This window comes from Streptomyces griseocarneus, from assembly GCF_014655595.1.
GTDB classification, from domain to species: Bacteria; Actinomycetota; Actinomycetes; order Streptomycetales; family Streptomycetaceae; genus Streptomyces; species Streptomyces griseocarneus.
The window spans coordinates 471,035-488,579 of sequence record NZ_BNBL01000004.1; the positions used below are offsets into that span (position 1 = coordinate 471,035).

Annotated in this window: 20 protein-coding genes and 1 tRNA gene; 15 read left to right on the forward strand and 6 right to left on the reverse strand. The window is 67.9% G+C overall.

Features of this window, described 5'->3' with window-relative positions; genetic code table 11:
- Positions 1–107 precede the first annotated feature (107 nt).
- Complete coding sequence (locus IE295_RS13690; protein ID WP_190063869.1) at positions 108–1,322, forward strand: amidohydrolase family protein; 1,215 nt, start codon at positions 108–110, stop codon at positions 1,320–1,322.
- A 201-nt stretch (positions 1,323–1,523) separates the two neighbouring features.
- Here IE295_RS13690 and IE295_RS13695 read toward each other — a convergent pair whose 3' ends face one another.
- From IE295_RS13695 to IE295_RS13705, 3 genes are all read right to left on the reverse strand, one after another.
- Complete coding sequence (locus tag IE295_RS13695; protein WP_190063870.1) at positions 1,524–2,159, reverse strand: hypothetical protein; 636 nt, start codon at positions 2,157–2,159, stop codon at positions 1,524–1,526.
- 63 nt (positions 2,160–2,222) lie between these two features.
- Positions 2,223–2,948, reverse strand: a complete 726-nt coding sequence (locus IE295_RS13700; protein WP_190063871.1) for a GntR family transcriptional regulator — start codon at positions 2,946–2,948, stop codon at positions 2,223–2,225.
- Positions 2,949–3,664: 716 nt separating this feature from the next.
- Positions 3,665–3,967 carry a hypothetical protein gene (locus IE295_RS13705; RefSeq protein WP_190063872.1) on the reverse strand — a complete coding sequence of 101 codons (303 nt, stop codon included), beginning with the start codon at positions 3,965–3,967 and terminating at the stop codon, positions 3,665–3,667.
- 92 nt (positions 3,968–4,059) lie between these two features.
- On the opposite strand from IE295_RS13705, the gene IE295_RS13710 reads away from it, so the two are divergent.
- A complete protein-coding gene (locus tag IE295_RS13710) occupies positions 4,060–4,815 on the forward strand; it encodes a GntR family transcriptional regulator (RefSeq protein ID WP_190063873.1) in 756 nt (251 codons plus the stop codon).
- On the opposite strand, the gene IE295_RS13715 is transcribed toward IE295_RS13710, so the two are convergent.
- On the reverse strand, positions 4,805–5,563 hold the full coding sequence (locus IE295_RS13715) for a glycosyltransferase family 2 protein (RefSeq protein WP_190063874.1): 759 nt from the start codon (positions 5,561–5,563) through the stop codon (positions 4,805–4,807). The two genes, IE295_RS13710 and IE295_RS13715, sit on opposite strands and share 11 nt — an antisense overlap.
- 5 nt (positions 5,564–5,568) lie before the next feature.
- On the reverse strand, positions 5,569–6,357 hold the full coding sequence (locus IE295_RS13720) for a GntR family transcriptional regulator (protein WP_190063875.1): 789 nt from the start codon (positions 6,355–6,357) through the stop codon (positions 5,569–5,571).
- Between the two features lie 329 nt (positions 6,358–6,686).
- On the opposite strand from IE295_RS13720, the gene IE295_RS13725 reads away from it, so the two are divergent.
- The 13 genes from IE295_RS13725 (at position 6,687) to IE295_RS13785 (ending at position 17,315) form a co-directional block, all read left to right on the forward strand.
- Positions 6,687–7,061: a hypothetical protein gene (locus tag IE295_RS13725; protein ID WP_190063876.1), complete on the forward strand. Its 375-nt coding sequence runs from the start codon at positions 6,687–6,689 to the stop codon at positions 7,059–7,061.
- Between the two features lie 88 nt (positions 7,062–7,149).
- Positions 7,150–7,443 carry a hypothetical protein gene (locus tag IE295_RS13730; protein ID WP_190063877.1) on the forward strand — a complete coding sequence of 98 codons (294 nt, stop codon included), beginning with the start codon at positions 7,150–7,152 and terminating at the stop codon, positions 7,441–7,443.
- Positions 7,443–8,705 (forward strand): hypothetical protein, encoded by a 1,263-nt coding sequence (locus IE295_RS33425; protein ID WP_224323010.1) that lies wholly within the window; start codon positions 7,443–7,445, stop codon positions 8,703–8,705. The genes IE295_RS13730 and IE295_RS33425 overlap by 1 nt, the downstream gene beginning before the upstream one ends.
- A gap of 167 nt (positions 8,706–8,872) precedes the next feature.
- Positions 8,873–10,957 carry a cell division protein FtsK gene (locus IE295_RS13740; protein ID WP_224323030.1) on the forward strand — a complete coding sequence of 695 codons (2,085 nt, stop codon included), beginning with the start codon at positions 8,873–8,875 and terminating at the stop codon, positions 10,955–10,957.
- A gap of 416 nt (positions 10,958–11,373) precedes the next feature.
- Positions 11,374–11,562, forward strand: a complete 189-nt coding sequence (locus IE295_RS13745) for a hypothetical protein (RefSeq protein WP_190063879.1) — start codon at positions 11,374–11,376, stop codon at positions 11,560–11,562.
- Between the two features lie 38 nt (positions 11,563–11,600).
- Positions 11,601–11,996, forward strand: a complete 396-nt coding sequence (locus IE295_RS13750) for a DUF3307 domain-containing protein (RefSeq protein ID WP_190063880.1) — start codon at positions 11,601–11,603, stop codon at positions 11,994–11,996.
- Positions 11,997–12,033: 37 nt separating this feature from the next.
- The gene (locus tag IE295_RS13755; protein WP_190063881.1) at positions 12,034–12,279 is read left to right on the forward strand and encodes a hypothetical protein; all 246 of its coding nucleotides are present in this window, start codon (positions 12,034–12,036) and stop codon (positions 12,277–12,279) included.
- 87 nt (positions 12,280–12,366) lie between these two features.
- Positions 12,367–13,026 (forward strand): hypothetical protein, encoded by a 660-nt coding sequence (locus tag IE295_RS13760; protein WP_190063882.1) that lies wholly within the window; start codon positions 12,367–12,369, stop codon positions 13,024–13,026.
- A complete protein-coding gene (locus IE295_RS13765; RefSeq protein ID WP_190063883.1) occupies positions 13,023–13,382 on the forward strand; it encodes a hypothetical protein in 360 nt (119 codons plus the stop codon). The genes IE295_RS13760 and IE295_RS13765 overlap by 4 nt, the downstream gene beginning before the upstream one ends.
- An 89-nt stretch (positions 13,383–13,471) precedes the next feature.
- The gene (locus IE295_RS13770; RefSeq protein WP_190063884.1) at positions 13,472–14,368 is read left to right on the forward strand and encodes a bifunctional DNA primase/polymerase; all 897 of its coding nucleotides are present in this window, start codon (positions 13,472–13,474) and stop codon (positions 14,366–14,368) included.
- On the forward strand, positions 14,365–15,387 hold the full coding sequence (locus IE295_RS13775; protein ID WP_190063885.1) for an AAA family ATPase: 1,023 nt from the start codon (positions 14,365–14,367) through the stop codon (positions 15,385–15,387). The genes IE295_RS13770 and IE295_RS13775 overlap by 4 nt, the downstream gene beginning before the upstream one ends.
- On the forward strand, positions 15,384–15,731 hold the full coding sequence (locus IE295_RS13780) for a helix-turn-helix domain-containing protein (protein WP_190063886.1): 348 nt from the start codon (positions 15,384–15,386) through the stop codon (positions 15,729–15,731). The genes IE295_RS13775 and IE295_RS13780 overlap by 4 nt, the downstream gene beginning before the upstream one ends.
- A gap of 18 nt (positions 15,732–15,749) precedes the next feature.
- Complete coding sequence (locus IE295_RS13785; protein WP_190063887.1) at positions 15,750–17,315, forward strand: LacI family DNA-binding transcriptional regulator; 1,566 nt, start codon at positions 15,750–15,752, stop codon at positions 17,313–17,315.
- A gap of 133 nt (positions 17,316–17,448) precedes the next feature.
- Here IE295_RS13785 and IE295_RS13790 read toward each other — a convergent pair.
- Positions 17,449–17,522, reverse strand: a tRNA-Pro gene (locus tag IE295_RS13790).
- Between the last annotated feature and the right edge of the window lie 23 nt (positions 17,523–17,545).

Below are 17,545 nucleotides of genomic sequence, written 5' to 3' on the forward strand. Positions count from 1 at the left end.
CCTCTGCAGAGGGGGCGAAGCGGGATCGCGCGGCTGTGAAGCCTTGCCGCTATTGGTGGCTCGCCCTAAGCTCGAACTGACGGTACGTCAGATTTAAAGGGGGCGTCGTGCCCAACACCGAAGCTGTCGACCGCGAACTGCCCAAGGTCATCAGCGTGGACGATCACGTGATCGAGCCCGCCCACCTCTTCAAGGCCTGGCTGCCGGGCAAGTATCGGGACGTGGGGCCGAAGCCCCTCACCGCTGGCATCGGAGAGCTGAAGTACGTCGGTGGCAAGTACCGATTCACCACCAGCCCGGATGGGCAGCTCACGGACTGGTGGGAGTACGAGGGGCAGCTCTTCCCGTACAAGCGGATTATCGCTGCCGTCGGCTTCTCGCGGGACGAGATGACCCTTGAGGGCATCACGCGTGAGCAGATGCGTCGCGGGTGCTGGGATCCCAAGGCTCGGTTGGAAGACATGGACCTCAATCACGTCGAGGCATCCCTCTGCTTCCCCACCTTCCCGCGCTTCTGCGGGCAGACCTTCTCCGAGGCACGGGACAAGGAGCTCGCACTCGCCTGCGTGCGTGCCTATAACGACTGGATGGTGGAGGAGTGGTGCGGCGACAGCGGTGGCCGGCTGATACCGCTGTGCCTTATCCCCTTGTGGGACGTAGAGCTCGCGGTCGCCGAGATCAAGCGTAATGCCGCCCGCGGCGTGCGCGCTGTGACGTTCAGCGAGATCCCGGCATATCTTGGCCTGCCGTCCGTCCACTCTGGCTACTGGAACCCGTTCTTCGCGGCCTGCGAGGAAACCGGCACGGTGGTCAACATGCACATCGGTTCGTCGTCGCAGATGCCTGCCACGTCATCGGACGCGCCGCCGGCGGTGCAAGCATCCTTGAGCTTCAACAACGCGATGGCGTCGATGATGGATTTCCTCTTCTCTGGCGTCCTGGTGCGGTTCCCGCAGCTCAAACTCGCCTACAGCGAAGGGCAGATGGGGTGGATTCCATACGCCCTGGAGCGAGCCGACGACGTATGGAAAGAACACCGCGCGTGGGGAGGGGTCAAGGACCTGATCCCGGAGCCCCCATCGACGTACTACTACCGCCAGATCTTCTGCTGCTTCTTCCGCGACAAGCACGGCATCGCCTCGATCGAGACTGTGGGAGTCGATAACGCCACCTTCGAGACCGACTACCCCCACGTCGACTCGACGTGGCCCCACACGAAGGATGTGGCGGCCGAGCATTTGGCGGGGCTTCCCGCCGATGTGGCGTACAAGGTCCTTCGAGGGAACGCCATCCGCATGCTGGGATTGTCGTTCGATCGGTGACGTCTGGTCGTTCTGCGGCAAGCGCCGTGCGGGGTAGTGGCGGCAACCGCGCGCCCCGGCCGGATCACCTTGCGGAGCCACGGCCGGGGCGGACGGTCACAGAGGCGGCTGGGCCCTACGCGAGTAGGACGGCGTACACCGAGCGGCTCGGCGGTGCCGGCGCCACCCTGCTCGCCCTGGTCTCCAGCAGCGTTGTCCGCCTCACGACGTCATCACCTCATCCAGGTCCACGACGGTGACCTTGCGCAGTTCGCGCACGAGCTGCGAGGCCAGTACGGCGTTCAGGCGCTCGTCTCCATACTTGAGCCAGGGGATCGACGAGTCGCGTCGCCAGCCGCTATCGGTCCACTGGTAGCGGGTTCCTGAGATCCCCCAGAGCCGGGGCAGCTTGACGCGGAGCGGGATGAAACGGCCCGCGTGCGGGCACTGCTCGACTGCCAGCCGCGCATCTCTCTCGCACAGGGGAGGCATATGGGTGAGCGAGCCTTCCGGCCACGTCGGCGGGTCCTGCGGCATCCGCCAGTCCAGGAAGAGCCATCCGTCCCTGTTCCGGCCGGCAGGCTCCCCGCAGACCTGGCACAGCAGCTCGTACATGCACTCACGCTGGCGCTCGGGGTTCATCGCGGCAAAGATCGGCTTCCCCTTGCGGGAAGCGCGCTCGACGCGAGCCCACAGGACCCCCGCGCGGTCGCGGTCGTCGGCCTGCATGACCTTGTAGGCGAGCCGCGGCGTCGGTGTGTATGCGATCGTCAAGTCAGCCTCAAGGCCGCCCTGTTCATCGTCATAGGCAACGACGAACGGGGTCACCGTGGGCTGGGTGATGGCCTTCTTAGGCACTGGCTGCCTCCCTCAGTCCCGGGTTGCTGCCCTGCCATCTGGCGTCCTTGCCCAGGTAGTGGGTCATCTGGTGCCCCTCGGCGCTTCGACGTGCGTGTGGTTCGTGAAGATCACTTCGGTTCGGTCGCCGGCGAGCACCACGAAGGCTCCGGCCACGATGCGGCCGGCGGCGTCGGACGACGTGCGCTGCACCACGAGCACGGGGGTCGTGCTTCGTAGGAGCTGTGCCTCCTCGGTGCTCGGGAGCCTGGAGACCAGACGTTCCACCGTCGTGGCCACGTGGATGCCGGCCGCGGCAAGGAGGTCCTGGACGTCGTCGCCCCACGGCGAGCGGCCGGCTCTCGGGAGGCTGGGCTTTGGAATGGCGAGCTTGGCGACCGATCGGGGGACGTACACGCGAGCCATGCTCAGCGCGGACCGTTGCAAGTAGCTGACGTATTCGTACTCCGTCAGCGAAGACTGAGCGGGTACCCGGAGCAACGACGGCAGAACCCCTGACGCCTTGACTCGGCGGACGTCGACGCTTACCTGCAACGTGCTGTCGGCCATTTTGTGCCCATGGGCGTAGGGGATGCGGTGCGGTTCACGGACGAAGTTCCCTCGGCCGTGGATTCCCTCCACCAGGCCCTCGGCCTTGAGCACGCTCATGGCTTCCCGCAACGTGGGCACGCTGACCTTGTAGTGCTCCGCGAGGCGCGTCTCTGAGGGAAGTCGCTCGCCCACGGCAAAGCCGCCGGACTCGATGCTGCGCCGGAGATCGTCGGCGATGTGGTGCTGGCGGGTGGTCATGGCTGCTGATCACCGTTTTCCTGGCAGTCTGATGGCGCGCAGACAGGTGGTCGTCCGCATGGTCGGGCCTCGCTGGTGAGGAAGTGCAGACGCTTTGACCTGGGAGGGACGTTGGCGAGGTCCACAACCTCGAGCGTTTCGCCCCCGCTGGCGATGACGCCGCCGCAGCGAACCGTCTGGTGGTCCACCTCGACGAAGACGACGTCATCCTTCGAGATCGGGACAGGCGTCAGCGCCTTCCCTCGGCAGCATTCGCAGCCGTCGCGGCGGTGGCAGCCGCAGCCGCAAGGCTGGTAGGTCGCCGACCAGGCTGAGGGAGAGACCTTGGAGCTCTCGGGGCAATCGCTGTGGACGCCCATGCGGCAGGAGGCGGAGCGATACGCCTCCGCTGAGCGGCGGGGGCGCGGCATCATCGGCGTGCACCCGCCACGTACTGTCCGCAGTCTCCCCGCCAGCCGAACGGCATGCTGTAAGGCGGGGTGCTGACGGAGCCGGTCGGCTTGTGCGGGTGGGCGACCGCTGCGTCGTCGCCAGACGACGTCGCCCACCGCGGGGTCCTTTCAGTCTCCTGGACGGAGCCGCCGGGTGCCGATTCCGGCTCTGGATACGCGAGGTCGTTCACCGGGCGGCGCTGAGCTCGGTCCGGCGGGTGAACGAATCGCTGCCTGGTCCAAGTGGCGGCTCGGCGGATAAAGTTGGACACGCTGATCAGCTCCTCAAAGCTGGTTGCCGCGCCCCCGGGCAGCCTCGATTGCCGCGGGGGTTTCTTTGTCGACAGCGGCCCAAGCGGTGCGGCCGCGTTTGCTGCCGATGGCGATCCCCCACCAGTCCGCGGCGTCTAGAGCTGCTAAGAACTCTCGCCATGCCTCGGTGGGGGCTTGCTCCGGTACCTCCGTCTCGATGCGCACGTGGGTGTCGTGATCGCTTACCCGGGGGACGCAGCCGGCGGCGGTGAGGCGTGCCGCGATGGCGTCGACTCGTGCCTCCAGCGAGTGCAAAACCCGTCCCTTCGTCGCCACGCGATCACTGACCGTGGTCGCCTAGATCCAAAGCTGGGCGCCTAGATATAGTCTGGCTGCCTAGATTAGAGCTAGGGGCCTAGATTTTCCACATGCGTGAGCAGCCGCCTTACCTCCGTTTCGCAGACGTGCTCCGGAAGCGCATCGAGAGCCAGGAGTGGATGCCGGGCGACCGCCTGCCCTCTCGTGCTCAGTTGGCACAGGAGTGCGGTGTGACCGATGGCGTCGTGCGCCGCGCCCAAGAAGTGCTCATCGAGCAAGGCGTGTTGGAAGGCCGCGCGGGCTCAGGCACGTACGTCGCGCAGTCGCGTGAACGGGTGCGCTTGGTGCGCTCGCGGGAACGCGAGCAGGTCGAGGGATTGCCGTTCCACGCGGACATGGCCGCGCTGGGCAAGCGGGCGACCTGGGAGAGCCGGACCGACGGGATGGTGCCGGCGCCGCCGCACATCGCTGTGCGCCTCGGTATCTCGGAGGGCGACTACTGCGTAAGAACCGGGTACGAGTTCATGGCGGACGGCAAGCCGGTGCAGATCGCGACGAGCTGGGAGCCGTACGCCATCACATCCGGCTCGCTTGTCGTGCTGCCCGAAGCCGGGCCGATGGCAGGCAAGGGGGTGGTTCGGCGCATGGCGGAGATCGGCATCACGGTCAGCCGCTCTGTAGAGCGCCCGGAGGCGGGGCACGCGGAGACCGAGGAGGCGAACCTCCTCGGCATTCAGCGCGGTGCCTTGGTGATGCGGATCCAGCGGACGTACTTCGACGACGGCGGGCGGCCGGTGGAGACGGCCGACATCGTCGTGCCGACCGCTCTCAGCGAGATCGTCTACGAAGTGCCGATCAACCCGTAGTCGGGTATCGCCACTGGTAGTAGGCCAGCGAGCGTGCCCGCGCCTCGATGACGGCCATGCGGGTGTCCCGCTCCACGGCGTCCGTGTGTGCCGCCTGCCCGGTCGCCTGCCCTGGCCACTTGCGGTAGAGAAGCCCTACCTCGCGGGTGAAGTAACCGCGGCTCACGGCGTCCAGCGCGAGCAGGAGCCCGGTGTCCTCCGACGCCGGCAGTGCCATCCATCCGCCCAGCGCCAGAAGCAGGTCGCGGCGAACGCAGAGTGTCGCCGGGTGAACCTGGGCCCGGTAGTTGTGTGCCCGCCAGTGTTCCAGCACAGCTCCGCGCTCTATCGGGCCGTCCTCCGGGTCCTGGTCGAAGCCGATGGTGGAGCCGTCGGGCATCAGGTCCAGCACGCGCGACGTCGTCCAGCCGATGCTGGTGTCACGTTCCAGGACCGCCAGGTCACGGGCGAGGGCCCCTGAGGCGAGCTGGTCGTCGGCGTCGAGGATCTTGACGTAGTCGCCATCAGCGTTGGCGAGAGCCATGGTCCGGGCGACGCCCGGACCGCCGTGTCGGCCCTGGCGGAACGTCACGCGCTCGTCGTCGGGAAGGTGAGGGGAGACGTCCTCGGTCTCGCCGTCCTCCTGGATGAGCCAGTGCCACTCCCAGCCGTCGGGGAGCTCCTGGGCGCAGAGTGACTTATAGGCGTCTGGGAGGTGGTGGGCGGACGGGCCGTGCACAGCGGTGACGATGATGATGCGCCGGCGCACGGCACTCACCACCTTTCCAGGGGAGTGGTGAAGAACAGTTCCGTGCGGTCGCCGGGGAGGGTGACGTCGGAGATCTCCACTACGCGGTCATTGATGTCGTATGAGGTCTTCCGGAGGAGGATCACGGCCGTGCCCGGCGGGAGGTCCAGTTCCTCCGCTTCCTCAGGTGTCGGCGGACGGGCGGAAACGCGTTCCTCGATGCGGTCGAGTTCGATCCCGACGGTGAAGAGCTGGTTTTGGGTGCCGCCTGGCCATGGCTCATTGGCCGCGGACAGGAGGTCCGGGTTCGCGGCGACTATGTCGTGGACTAGGTAGGACGTGACCAGCGTGAATGGCGCGCGCTCGGCTGCGTAGCGCGTCCGGTACGTGCGCTCGAGGAGGGCATGGCCCTCCGGGACGCCGAAGGCCTCCGCCAGGTCCTTGTCGGCCGTGGTCTCTCGGTAGGAGGCGCGGAAGACGAGGTCATTCACCTGCAACCCGGTGTCGTGCTCGGTCGCGCCGGTCTGCCTCCGGTGCGCCTCCGACTCGCGGGCCCGGTCCTTCTCCCACTGATGCCGGAGGTTCGTCCGACGCACCGTGGTCCGGGCCTGGCGGACGAAGTTTCCGCGCCCGTGCTGCTTCTCGATCAGCCCTTCGTCACGCAGAAGACGAAGTGCTTCGCGGATGGTCGGGACGCTTCGCCCGTACTCCTCCGCCAGCACGGTTTCCGAGGGCAGGCGCTCGCCAGGACCTAGCTGACCTGCGCGAATGGACTCTCGGAGATCGTCTGCGATCCGCTCGTATGCCTTCGCCATCGGTGCTCACCGTCCTGTCTTGCCGACGGCGCTCAGCATACGACTCCTAAAGAGGACTTGACGAGTCGGAGAGGCCGACGTCATAGTCTCCTCAACTCCTAAAGAGGACTTGAGGACTTGATCTCTTGAGGAGTTTGTTGCGAGTCGTTCCTTGAGAACTGCACAGAGTGCCTGGACGAACGAGTGTTTTTGATCTCCGGTGCCGCCGCGAGTCGGTGGCACCGGAGGTGATGACCACTCGTCTCCGGATGAGCGGTCTCCCTGAACTTCACCCCGGGGCCGGCTTCCGCCTGCCACCGGTCTCCTGCCTTTACACCCCAGGGGGATCAATGAAGCTCGCTATCGGCGATGTCGTCCGTGACCGCAACGACATGGCCCTCGGCACCTTTGCCGGAATCGCCCGCCACGGTGCCGAGAGGCGCGTCACCGTCCAGCTCCCGGGAGGGAGCTTCCGCCTGGTGTCGCCGGGCGCGGTGGTCCTCGTGGCCCGCCCCGCCAGGCCGACGACGATCGGGCGCGGCGTCGTCGCCCTGCTCTTCCTCGTCGGCGCCCTGGTCGCAGCCTTCCTCGGCGGCCGGTCCGCCGAACACCTCGGCGCTGACCGGCTCGTGATCTTCCTCTGCGGCCTCGGCGCCTACAGCGCGGTGATGGCCGCGTACCAGTGGTGGCTTCGCTTCACCAGCCCGCGACGCTTCCGGGTCTGAAGTCCTCCGGTCGGCGGCAGCGGTCGACGGGTCAAGGAAGCCTGCTGCCGCCGATCTCCCATCCCGTCCAGGACGTTTGGAGAGGTCAATGCGTACGTACGTCGGTCACCAGGAAGCCGTGAACGACGAGGATTTCGAGGAGCTCGCCTTCGGGTTCGAGGAGGACTTCCGAGAGCTCTTCCTCGGCCTCCCCGGTGAATCCGCCGAGGATCGCGTGGCTCGTGTCTCGGCGGCCCGCGACGTCCTCGCCGAGCTGTGGGAGGAGAGCGGTGCCGACGAGATCGCGCTGCTGAACGCGCTCTACGCGGCCCAGCTCGAGGTTGCGGTAGTCAGGAGCGAGTGCGCCGCGCTGCTGACGACATCGGCAGGGATGGTGGCGTGATGGCGCCTGCTCTTCTCTCCCTGATTGCGGTGCCCGCGGTCGTAGTCGCCGCCACGCTGCCCCTCGTCTGGATCCTCTGGCGAGGCCTGCGGATGCTCGGCAGCACCGCGAAGCTCGACACTCCGGCGGTCCGCGTCGCTGCCTTTGCGGCAGTCGGCTGCACCGCGTACAGCGCCGACACGTCGTGGCGATTCGCCGGTGACATGCTTCAGATGGCCAGTGTGGTTGAGCGCGCTGCTTTGTTCGCGACGGCCGAGCTGGCGCTTTTCGGTACGGCCCTGATGGCTCGCCAGAACCTCCATGGTCCGAGCGGTGCGCCCGGGGTGCCCGGAGTCATTGTGTGGGTGATCACCGGGGTTCAGATCATTCCTGCGTATACCGAATCCGGTCCGATCGGCGGCACGGTTCGTGCCTTCTTCGGCCCGGTCATGGCCGCCATGCTGTGGCACCTCGCCATGGGCATCGAGCTGCGTCACCGGAAGCCGGAGGCCGAGTCGGCCGGGCTCGCCGCCGTCCTGGGCCGAGAACTGCGCGAACGGCTTCTTTCGCGTCTCGGCATCGCCGAGCGCGACCGCGATGCCGCGCAGATCACCCGCGACCGGGCGACGGCGCGGGCGGTTGCCCTGGCTGCGCGCCTCGCCGAGCAGAGCCTCGAGCGGCGCGATGGGTGGAACGGCCGGCGGACGACTCGCCGCCTGTCGAAGGCCGTCGCGCGGGCGTCGGTCGGCACGGACTGCATACAGCGCCGAAAGCTGCTCGAACAGCTCGCTGCACGGCGAAACGCAGGAGCCCTGGCCACCGTCGACCTGGTGTCGCCGTGGGACGAGCAGGCTCCAGACCCGGCCGCTTCGGCGCTGGCCTCCCAAGCTCGCGAGCAGATGCGGCAGGCAACCGAGAACATTCGCCGGGGCGGATACCCCCGAGTGCTCTTTCCCGATGTTGTCCCAGCTCAGGGGGTGAACGCGGAGCCCCGTTCACCTGAACAACCGGCTCTGGGGCAAGGGCATCCCGAGCCGGGGGATGGCGAGGGTGCCAAGAGGCTGAGCACTGCAAAGGCACAGAAGGTCATCGAGGACGGCTGGACGAAAGGGCTCTCCGTTCGGGAGACCGCGCAACGGGCGACCCGTGCGCCCAGCTATGTGCACGGCGTGTTCGTGAAGCTCGACGACGAGCGCGGTCCGCGTCCGACCCCCGGCCAACTCACGTTGGTGAGTGGCCGCGGTGAGCCGGAGCCCGAATCGACGGTGCTTACAACGCCCTGACGAGCTCAACCATGCTTCCGCTCACTCCACACCGGGCCCGGCCGCTGCTTTGGCGGGTAGGGCCGGGGCCCGGGTTGCCTCCCGTTCGGAAGGACGATTCAGTGAAGCACGAATCCGACGACGGACTTGATCCCGACGGAGCGGTTGTCGACTTCGGCAAGCGCCGGATGGACCGTGGCCGCACGGCCGAAGCGAGTGACCCCGATCCGGCCGCCGCTGCGGCTGCGGGTGAAGTGATCAACGTTGACCAGCCCGGCGGGACGCCAAGCCCCAGCCTGACTGACCGTGCGCAGGGCGCCAAGCGGCGCCCCGTCATCCCCGCTTGGGCGAAGTCGCGGCAGGAGTTCATGCAGGCGGGCAAGGGCGTCGCGGCGTACGCGTACCACGTCGCCACGTACCACGCTGTGCGGACGCCGTGGTACGGGCTTTGCCTCACGGCTCAGGCGCCGCGCGGGGCGGCGCGGTTCATCGGCGGCACGCTGCGGTGGGTCGCTGATGCTGAAGGAGAGCCGTTCCGACAGGCCGCAGCTGCCCACGAGGACATCGACGACTACCTGAAGCTCTCTCGCCAGAGGGACCGCCGTGTGCGGTGGCGGACGGTCGTCGCTGTCGTCGGTGCGGTGGTGGGGCTCACCACGGCGATCACTCTGTACGTCCTGGCGCCGACATGGCTGCTCGCGTTATGCGGCGCCGCGGTAGCGATGGCGCTGGGATGGCTGGGACAGCCGGCCGATGCCCCCATCATCCACAGGGCTGTGGAGGTTCCGAGGGCAACACGGCTCACCAGTGACATCGTCCTCCGGGCTCTCGGTTCGCTGGGAATCGCGGCCATCAACCAGGCACAGAGCAAGGGTGCGGACGGCTTCAAGTTCACCGCGCCGATCGTCCGTGACGGCGCCGGCTGGCGGGCCGAGGGCGACCTCCCGTACGGCGTGACCGTGACGGACGTGATCAACCGGCGCGACAGGCTCGCCTCCGGCCTCCGCCGCCCGCTCGGCTGTGTGTGGCCCGAGGCGGTGTCCGAGGAGCACACCGGCCGCCTGGCGCTGTGGGTGGGCGACCAGGACATGGCCAAGGCAAGGAAGCCGGCGTGGCCGCTGCTCAAGAGTGGGGCGGTCGACCTGTTCAAGTCCGCGCCGTACGGCACGGATCAGCGCGGGCGGTGGGTGGAGGTGACCCTGATGTACATCTCGGGGATCATCGGTGCCATCCCACGCATGGGCAAGACGTTCCTGCTGCGCCTGCTCCTGTTGATCGCTTCCCTGGATCCACGCGCCGAGCTCCACGTCTACGACCTCAAGGGCACCGGTGACCTCGGGCCGCTGGAGCGCGTGGCCCATAGCTACCGGGCCGGGGACGACGACGAGGAGATCCAGTACGCCTTGCGCGACCTCCGGTCTCTGCGCGAGGAACTGCGACGCCGGGCCAAGGTCGTCCGCAACCTTCCCCGGGACATCTGCCCCGAGTCCAAGGTCACCAGCGAACTGGCCGACAAGAAGAGCCTGAGGCTGCACCCGATCGTAGTCGGCACGGACGAGTGCCAGGTGTGGTTCGAGCATCCCGAGCATGGCAAGGAGTTCGAGGAGATCTGCACCGATCTGACGAAGCGCGGGCCCGCTCTCGGCATCACGCTGGTGCTTGCCACACAGCGCCCGGACGCGAAGTCCTTGCCCACCGGCATCAGTGCGAACGCCTCGTCCCGGTGGTGCCTGAAGGTCATGGGGCAGTTGGAGAACGACATGGTCCTGGGCACCTCGGCGTACCAGCGCGGTGTCCGCGCGACGATGTTCGCCTGGGGTGACAAGGGCATTCACTACTTCGTCGGTGAAGGCGCTGATGCCCGCATCGTTGCCGCCACCTACATCGACGCGCCCACGGCGGACCTGATCGCCCGCCGCGCCTACAAGCTGCGTGAAGCAGCCGGCACCCTCTCGGGCCATGCGCTCGGGGAGGAGCTCGAGGCCGAGGCGCCGTCATTCGACTTGCTGCGGGACGTCGCCGTGGTCATCGCGGCGAACGAGTCGAAGGCGTGGAACGAGACGGTGGTCTCCCGGCTCGAGGAACTCCGGCCGGACGTCTACGCCGGGTGGGCCCCGGAACAGCTGACGTCCGCGCTCAAGCCGTACGGCGTCCGCACCGTCCAGGTGTGGGGCACTACCGAGGACGGCAAGGGTGCGAACCGGCGTGGCATCAGGCGCGCCGACGTACTCGCGGCGCTTGCGGAACGTGATGGCAGCGCCGACGCCGCATAGCCGACCCTCCCGCTAGACCTAGCGGGGGCTCCCGCTAGGTCTAGCGCCCCTGCTAGCAGCTGAAACGTCCTCTGACCTGCGCACTAGCTCCTAGCGGCACCTCGCCGCCGCCTCCTGGATCTTGCCCTGAGAGGGGTTCCGGTGTCCTCCCTGCTCCACGCTATGCCCGGCCTCATACTCGTTGCTCTCTGTTACGCCTGCCTGTGCGCCGCGAGCCCGTTCGGAGCCTGCCGCAAGTGCAAGGGGTGGGGGTTCGCGATCCGCCAGACCCGGGACGGGCGGCTCAAGCGCGGTCGGCAGTGCCGCCGCTGCCAGGGCTATGGCCAGCGCATCCGCGTCGGGCGCCGCCTCTACAACGCCGCCGTTCGCCTCCACCGCGAAGGCACTCGCTGATCACCGTGACAAGGAGTCCCACCGTGTCCTTCTCGATCTCCGCCCTCGTGTTCTTCGGCCTCATCTTGGCCATGCTCATCCGCTCGAAGTCCGTCGGTATCGGCGCCGCGACCGTTGCCGTGCTCTTCGGCCACTACCTCAGCCGCACCGGTGCCGCCGCGCCCATCGACCAGGTCGTGTCCGCCATCGGCAACGCCATCCCCAGCCTCTGAGCCTCCCTGCTCGTCCCGTTCTGTACAGGAGAACCAAGGTGTTCGCCCAGCTCTTCGTACTGCTCTACATCTCGCACCTCCTCGCCGATTACCCGCTCCAGACCGACGACCAGGCCGCCAACAAGGACGCGAAGGGTTCTCACGGCTGGTGGGCGAACATCGCCCACGCCAGCACGCACGTCGTCGTCTCTGCCTTCGCCCTCACCATCGGCGTCTTCGCCCTCGGCCTCCCGCTGACCCCGGCCGCCACCGTGCTCGGCCTGGCGTGGATCGGCGGCACGCATGCCGTGATCGACCGCCGTTGGCCCATCAGCTGGTGGATGGTCCGCGCCGGTCAGCGCGAATACCTCCTCAACGGCGGAGCCGCGCACATCGACCATGCGGCACACGCCACAGCCCTCGGCATGGCCGCGCTGGTCATGGCCTCGATGTAGCCCACGCCCAACCCATCCCACCCCCGAAGGAGTTCCCGTGCCGAACCAGACCTCATCCGCCTCTCAGCCGATCTCGCTCATGGCCGCCGGCGAACTCAGGGACGCGCTGACTGCCATAGAGGAAGGCAAGGGGCCTGCGGCCATTGCCGCGCTCATGGCCATCGACTCGGCCTCCTGGCAGGCGATCGAGCAGCGCCTCACCGCCCTCGTGGGCGCCGACCTCCGTGAACTCCTGCTCAAGGGGGCCGGCGGGGGCAACGTGGCGGCTCAGGCCCTTGGCTGACGGTCCCCTGTGCGGCCCTGACCAACCGAGCCGGGACCGTGCGGAGGGCCGGATAGCCCGGCCGCACTCCATTCACGGAGGACGCCCATGCCCAACCGCACCATGAAGTGGTTCGACAGCTTGACCAACAGCGTCTTCGCCCTCGGGGCTGCTGCCCGCGAGACCCGGCTCGCGTTACAGGCGGCGCAAGTCGCTGCGTGGAACATCGAACCCGCGCGTCTCCAGTTCGTGGACGGCAGCCTCCGCGCCACGGACGGGTACAAGGTCCATCCTCATGGCGTCGCCCTGGGGAAGATTCGGGATCTGCGGATGACCCATGAGCGGTCGACCGCGGCCCTCTACGAGAACACTGCGAGGGCCTACGCCTACGGCGCGGCGTCGGCCGCGCTGGCCGTCATCAGGGGCGAGCGCCCTGGCCATGTCGAACTCGAATGCAGTGAGACCGGCCAGTACGTGATTCCGGGCTGTCTGCTGCCCGACCTCCGAGAAGGCCTCAGCAGGTGGGTCGGGAACGAACGCCTCGCCGTGCTCAGGAGCGACGTCATCGCCCGCGAACGCGCCTGGGAACCCGCCCCGTTCGCGACCCTCGACCTCGACGAGCACGAGGTCGCCGCAGTGGCCGGCCCGCTGGACGTCACCGCCGGGCTGGCTGACAGCTCGTACGCCTACGGAGAGCAGGCCGAGAGCGCCCTCCACTTCCTGATCACCAGCGCCAGGAGGCGCAGCACCAGCGAGGAGAAGCAGTGACGATCGAATCGCACATCAGTGACCCCGCCGCCTCCTACGCCGATGCCCCGAGCCTCGTCTCTGAGGTCATCTGGGTGACCAAGCACAGCCGATGCGTCGGCGAGCAGGACCGCGAGTTCTGGATCCGGAAGGCGGCGGCCTTCGACCGCATCGCGATCAAGGAGGCGAAGACGTTCGCCCCGGCGACGGCCGCGCAAGCGATCCGGGTTGCCGAACGTGTCGCGCGGCAACTGGTCGAACACGACATCACACATGCCGGGCTGAGCCTCAAGGGAGCCGAGCTGATCTTCGGCGAGGACTGCCGGGCCTATGTCCGTCAGGAGTACCACGCGTGGAGCTGCACGCAGGACTTCTGATCTCGCCCGGGGCAGCGGTCGACGGGTCAAAGTACGCCCGCTGCCCCGGCCTCCCCATCCCGTCCACGGAATCAGGAGTTGCCATCAGGATGCACCACAACACCCCTTCTCCGCTGCCCCGTGCCGCGCTTGACGCGGTTGAGCGGGGCTGGCGCGTCTTTCCGCTCGTCCCCAACAACAAGCGCCCTGCTGTCCGCTCGTGGGAGCCTCGCGCGACCGCCGATGCCGAACGGGTCGGTCGATGCTGGTCGGCAGGTGACTTCAATATCGGCATTGCCACCGGCCGGTCGCGGTTGGTGGTGATCGATCTCGACGTACCCAAGCAGGAGCGCGACGTCCCGCCGGCCGGCGTTCCCACGGGAGTGAGGGACGGCGCTGACATGCTGGCGGTCCTCGCGGAGGAGCACGGTCGGCGGTTCCCCACAGAGACGTACACCGTCCGCAGCGTGAGCGGCGGCATGCATCTGTACTTCATCGCTCCCGCCGAAGTGGAGCTGCGGAACACCGCAGGGGCCCTCGGCTGGAAGATCGACACCCGTGCCCACGGCGGGTACATCGTCGGCGCGGGCAGCCTGATCGGGGGCACGCCGTACAGCGTGATCCATGATGCGCCGCCTGCGCCGCTGCCGGAGTGGCTGGCGGAGCTCCTCAGTCCGGCGCCGCTGCCTCCGCAGCGCCCGGTGGCGGTGCCGCTGGCCTCCGTGAACCGGCACGACGCCTATCTTCGCTCCGCCGTCGACGGCGAGCTGCAGCGGGTCTCGCGCGCGGGTGAGGGCAATCGCAACAACGCGCTCTACCAGGCCGCAGTCGCCCTCGGCCAGCTTGTGGCCGGCCGCCAGCTCGACGCCGCCGAGGTAACTGAGTGGCTCGCCGCCGCAGCCGTAGGCGTCGGCCTCGCCGAGCTCGATGCCCGGCGGACCGTCGCCTCTGGCCTGCGTGCCGGGGCGAAGCGGCCCCGGACGGTTCGTGGTTGGAGGGCGGCGTGAGCGAGACCTCGTACTCCCTGCCGCCACACCTGTACTCAGCTGCCGACGCTGAGCCGCGTCCCTTGCAGCCTGCACAGCAGCGCATCCGTACGGCGTGGACGGCGGACGAGCTCATGGCGACGGAGTTCCCCGACCCGCGCTGGGCCGTACCCGGGATTATCTCGGAGGGCGTGAACCTGCTGGCCGGCCCGCCGAAGGTGGGCAAATCCTGGCTCTCCCTCGGCCTGGCCCTGTCGGTCGCGGCCGGCGGCCGGGCCATGGACAGTGTTCCGGTGGACGGCGGGCCGGTTCTCTATCTCGCGCTGGAGGACACCCCGCGGCGATTGCAGACCCGGATGCGCAAGATCCTCGGCAAGGATCGGGCGCCGTCCACGCTGACGCTGGCGACCTCGTGTCCGCCGCTGCCGCAGGGTGGGAACGAGGCGATCGCGCAGTGGATCGACCGCAATCCGGATGCCCGGATGGTCGTGATCGATGTGTTCGCCAAGATGCGCGGATCATCTGCTCCGGGCGCTTCGGCCTACGACGCGGACTACACCGCGGTCGGCCACGCCAAGCGCATCGCGGATCACTACGGCATCGCCATGGTCCTGGTCCACCACGTTCGTAAGGCCGCCTCGGACGACTTCCTTGCCGAGGTATCTGGCACGAACGGTCTGGCGGGAGCCGCGGACGCCACTCTCGTCCTCAAGCGCTCCCGCGGCCAGGCCGACGGTGTCCTGCACGTTACGGGCCGCGATGTCGACGAGGCCGAGTACGCCCTCCGCTTCTACGCGGAGGCCGGCGCCTGGCAACTCCTCGAAGGCCCTGCCGCTGACCACACCATCGGGGACACCCGGGTGAGGGTCCTGCGCTACGTCCGCGAGCACCCCGGAGCCAAGCCGAAGGAGATCGCCGAGGAGACCGGACTCGATCCGGTCCTCGTGCGGCAGACCTGCTCGCGCATGGCCAACGACGTCCAGCTCATCAGGAAGGACGGGGGCTACGTCGTCCCCGGTGACAACGGGGGACAGGCATGAGCGGTCACAGCAGTCACAGCGTCACAGACGTCACCCTGCCGCACCTCTTCCGGCCGGCCGACGTTGCCAAGGCCCTCGGCTGCTCGGAGTGGTGGGTCAAGGAACAGGCGAGGCAGCGTCGTATCCCGTTCACGCGAGTGGGCGGGGCGTACCGGTTCACGGCGGAGCACTACGCCGAGATCGTCACTGTCTTCGAGGAGCGCCCGGTCTGGCGGCTGGAGTCGGTGCCGCGGGAGCCGGCCATACCCCCCGCTCGCCGGGACGCGAAGGTTCCCGCAATCCAACTCCGGCCCAAGCCGCCGCGCAGGGCCAAGCGCTCGGGCTCAGCTGCGGCCGCTGCTTAAGAAGGGAGGCCAACCGCAGTGGGCTACGGAGAGAAGCAGAGAAGCGGTCATTACCGCGGCCGCTACTGGGTCAGCCCCGGCGTCCTTGGCACGGTCAAGGACGAGAGCGGTCGGGTGATTCGCTTCAAGAGCAAGCGTGAGGCTGCCAAGGCTGCCAACGACATGGAGGCTCTGCTCAGGCAGAGGGGAGCCACCATGCTTGTTCTGCCGCAGGGGCAGACGACGGCCGAGGAGCCGCGGCAGGCCACTACCGAAGCATCCAAGCTGACCTTCGGCGAGTACGCGAGTCAGTGGTACAGCGAGCAGGACCTCGCCGCGTCGACGATGCAGAACTACAAGCGGCATATCGAGGAACACCTTCTCCCTGAGTTCGGGGACAAGGCGCTCGATGAGATCAGCCGCTCGGGCATCGAGGCCTGGGCGAAGAAGGAACGGGCGGCGCCGTACGAGGCCAGCAGCGTGAAGACCTGGCGCGGGACGCTGCACCTCATCCTTGCCGACGCTACTGACGAAGGGCTCATCGGTAGCAACCCGGCCGCGAGGCGCCGCGGGCGTGGCAAACGCGCAGGTCGGTCGCGGGACCGTACGCCTGAGAAGGTGACGACCGATGCTCTCGGCATTCTCCTCATCGCCGAACGGGCGTCGCTGCTGTCCGGGCGGGACGACGAGTTCGTGGCCGTGGTCACCAAGGGGTACACAGGCCTGCGGTGGGGTGAGCTCGTCGGCCTGGAGGAGAAGTACTGGCGGCAGGACAGCGTGCGAGTCGAATGGCAGCTGTACGAGCTGGACACGGGCGAGCTGAACCGTTGCCCGCCCAAGGACGACTCGTATCGAACCGTCGATAATCCGCAGTTCCTGTCGTCCTTAGTGCGTGACCACATCGCTCGCATGGATCCGAAGCCGTGTGAGTGCCACGGGCGCACGTACATCTTCCGTGGCTACGGCGCCCCCAACGGCACCTCCCGCAGATGCGCTGTGAAGCTGGCCGACGTCGCCCGTCGCGCTGAGGTCTCGACCGGCACGGTATCGAACGTGCTGAATCGCCCCGGAGCCGTGAAGGAGGAATCGCGGCTCAGGGTTGAGGCGGCCATGGCGGAGCTCGGGTACGTGCGGGGTGGTGTGCCCGCGGAGCATGCGGCTCACTGGCGCCGGTCGGGGTTTGCCACCTGGCTGTTCCAGCCGGCTGCCACCGGGTGGTACCCGAAGAAAGCCCCCCAGGAGGCGCATCCGGTGCCGCTGCTGACCGAACCGTGGCCTGGGGTGCCGGCGCGGGGGAGGAATGCCTCCGACCGTGCCGAGGCGTGCTGGGCGCCGATTGTGCGGGGGCTGACCCCGCATGGGCTGCGGCACACCCACAAGAAGATCATGAGGGATCTTCGGACGCCGCCCAAGCTGATGGACGAGCGGCTCGGCCACCTGGACGGCTCGGTGCAGGCCCGGTACGACCACATCAGCCCCGACATGCGTCAGACCCTGATGGAGGGGCTCACCGCAGTGTGGGAGACGGCGCTGGAGGCCCGACGGATGATGTGGCCCACGTCACCTGTTCGTGCGCTCGGCGTGCTGCTGAGAGGGGGCCGATAGCGGGGCTTCTGAGATTCCGCTTCCCAAGATCCACTCCAATCCCACTCCAAGCGGGGATCCGGAACAGTCCGGGAAACAGATCAGGCCTGGTCTTCTCTCAGAGAAGACCAGGCCTGATCTGGTGTTTCAGCTGTCGGGGTGGCGGGATTTGAACCCACGACCTCTTCGTCCCGAACGAAGCGCGCTGCCAAGCTGCGCTACACCCCGATGTGCGTCGTTCCCTGTTTTTC

What these genes read in the sequence shown, in the direction of transcription:
- IE295_RS13710 (WP_190063873.1), top strand. Translation starts at nt 4,060, where the DNA reads ATGCGTGAGCAGCCGCCTTACCTCCGTTTCGCAGACGTGCTCCGGAAG.
- IE295_RS13730 (WP_190063877.1), top strand. Translation starts at nt 7,150, where the DNA reads ATGCGTACGTACGTCGGTCACCAGGAAGCCGTGAACGACGAGGATTTC.
- IE295_RS13770 (WP_190063884.1), top strand. Translation starts at nt 13,472, where the DNA reads ATGCACCACAACACCCCTTCTCCGCTGCCCCGTGCCGCGCTTGACGCG.
- IE295_RS33425 (WP_224323010.1), top strand. Translation starts at nt 7,443, where the DNA reads ATGGCGCCTGCTCTTCTCTCCCTGATTGCGGTGCCCGCGGTCGTAGTC.
- IE295_RS13700 (WP_190063871.1), bottom strand. Translation starts at nt 2,948, where the DNA reads ATGACCACCCGCCAGCACCACATCGCCGACGATCTCCGGCGCAGCATC.
- IE295_RS13780 (WP_190063886.1), top strand. Translation starts at nt 15,384, where the DNA reads ATGAGCGGTCACAGCAGTCACAGCGTCACAGACGTCACCCTGCCGCAC.
- IE295_RS13725 (WP_190063876.1), top strand. Translation starts at nt 6,687, where the DNA reads ATGAAGCTCGCTATCGGCGATGTCGTCCGTGACCGCAACGACATGGCC.
- IE295_RS13760 (WP_190063882.1), top strand. Translation starts at nt 12,367, where the DNA reads ATGCCCAACCGCACCATGAAGTGGTTCGACAGCTTGACCAACAGCGTC.
- IE295_RS13720 (WP_190063875.1), bottom strand. Translation starts at nt 6,357, where the DNA reads ATGGCGAAGGCATACGAGCGGATCGCAGACGATCTCCGAGAGTCCATT.
- IE295_RS13740 (WP_224323030.1), top strand. Translation starts at nt 8,873, where the DNA reads ATGGACCGTGGCCGCACGGCCGAAGCGAGTGACCCCGATCCGGCCGCC.